This window comes from uncultured Campylobacter sp. (assembly GCF_937997465.1).
GTDB lineage: Bacteria > Campylobacterota > Campylobacteria > Campylobacterales > Campylobacteraceae > Campylobacter_A.
This window is the reverse complement of record NZ_CALKTQ010000110.1, coordinates 1-1,797: the sequence shown is the minus strand read 5'-3', so window position 1 is coordinate 1,797 and position 1,797 is coordinate 1. Positions and strand designations below refer to the sequence as shown.

General features: G+C 50.3%; 2 protein-coding genes and 1 pseudogene. All 3 read right to left on the bottom strand.

Annotation, left to right across the window (positions count from 1 at the left end; translation table 11 throughout):
- Nucleotides 1-520: pseudogene (locus Q0546_RS03355) on the bottom strand (glycoside hydrolase); the annotation flags it as partial.
- A complete protein-coding gene (locus Q0546_RS03350) occupies nucleotides 517-1,590 on the bottom strand; it encodes a glycosyltransferase family 9 protein (RefSeq protein WP_298790521.1) in 1,074 nt (357 codons plus the stop codon). The gene Q0546_RS03350 and the pseudogene Q0546_RS03355, both read right to left, overlap by 4 nt.
- The coding region (locus tag Q0546_RS03345) for a glycosyltransferase (protein ID WP_298790519.1) at nucleotides 1,577-1,797 on the bottom strand (221 nt) is incomplete at its 5' end. The genes Q0546_RS03350 and Q0546_RS03345, both read right to left, overlap by 14 nt.

The following is a 1,797-nucleotide window of genomic DNA, read 5'->3' as shown; positions in this document are numbered from 1 at the left end:
TTATCTGCGCGGCGTAAAAATCGTAAGTCGCGTTTGAAACGCAAACGGGCGTAAATTTTAGCCGCTTTAAAATCTCAAGCTTAAAGGGCTCGACGGCCGAGTTTTTACGCAGGTGTTGCACTACCGCGATATTTAGGGCGTTTGCGGCGGCGATATAGGCGAGATTGGTTGAAAAGTGATTGTTTAAATGCACTACGTCTGGTCGCACCTGCCGCAGCAAGCAAAGCGCGTAGTCGCAGTCTTTTTTGTAGAGGTATTTTGCTAAAATTTGACCGCCCAGCGCGCGCAAAAGCTCTTTTGTTAGCTTTGAGGGCTGCTTTTTTGGCTCAAATTTTATAAATTTGGCTCCGACATCTTCTATGATTTGCGAGATTTTGCGTCCGCCCGCCTCGTAATCAGTCTCAAAAAACGCGCAAAGCTCGTATTTTTGCTGTGCGGCAAGCCCACGCAAAAGATACAAAAAACTCTTCGTCCCACCGCCGTATTCGCGCCCCGTATCGACGAACAAAATCTTTTTCAAATCATTTCCTTTAGCATCTCCCAGACCTCATCCGCCCCTATTTGCAGCATGCACTCCTGAAATTTGCAGTTTTTGCCGACGCAAGGCGAACAGGTGCGCGGCTTTTTGATAAATTTATGGATATTTTCGTCAAAATTGGGATTTGAGTTTACGGGCGAAGCGACTGCAAAAAGCCCGATCGTAGGCGTTTTTAGCGCAGCTGCGACGTGCAGCGGACCGGTGTCTGGCGTGACAAGCACATCAAGCCTAGCTATCAGCGCGGCAGCCTCCCGTAGGCTAAATTTACCCGCCGCATCTATCACGTGCGCGCTTCTTAACTCCTCGTCTAACTGCGCGGTCATCACTCGCTCGGCGGGGCTGCCCGTTAGTACGATAACGGCGTCCGTGCGCTCCAAAATAATTCCCGCCAGCTCCTGCCAACGCTGCAAAAACCACTGCCTAGAAACCGTGCTAGCCCCCATCTGAAACCCGATAAATTTGCGCGTGCCGCAAGCTTTTAACATCTCGTCCGCGCGGGTAAAATCCTCATCGCGCAAATACAAATTTAGCCTCGTGTCGCGACTCTCGATGCCTACAAATTTAAGCTGCTCAAGGCGGTTTAGTACGACGTACCTCTCATCTCCGTAAGGCTCTGGCGCGTTTGAGTGAAAGGGGCTAAATTTACTGCCGGCATTGGGTAGTTTAAAGACGTATTTTGCGCCGCTTAAAACGGCTAGCGGAGTGGCCTCGGGCTCGTTTGAGTGCAGGATAAAGATGATGTCCGGCTTTATCTTTTTTAGCTGCGATAAGGCACGCAAAAAGCCGCCTTTTTTACCGTCATAAAGCAAAATTTCATCGATATTCGGATCGGTTTTAAAAAGCGGCGCCGTAGATGGATTTAGTAGCGCGATGGTGCGCACGTGCGGGAAATTTTGCCGAAAAACGCGAAAAACCGGCGTGTTAAAAATCGTATCGCCAAGCGCGGTGTTGCTAAAAAAACAGACCGTTTGTATGGGCTGCGTAACCAGCTGCGTTTTGCGCACGCTTTTAAAGCGCAAAGCTAGCCGCGCCGCGCTCTCAAAGAGCCTCATACATCGCTTCCGTCTGCGCGACCATCGTCTCTATCGAGAAGTTTCGCACGATAAATTCCCTCGCGTTCGCGCTAAATTTCGCCCGAAGCGCAGCGTCTTCTATCAGCGTTTTTAGAGCCGCTTTAAGCGATTCTTTGTCGCCATTTTTAAACAAGAGTCCCGTTTCGCCGCTATTTATCGCCTCGCCGATACCGCCCGCGTCGCTAC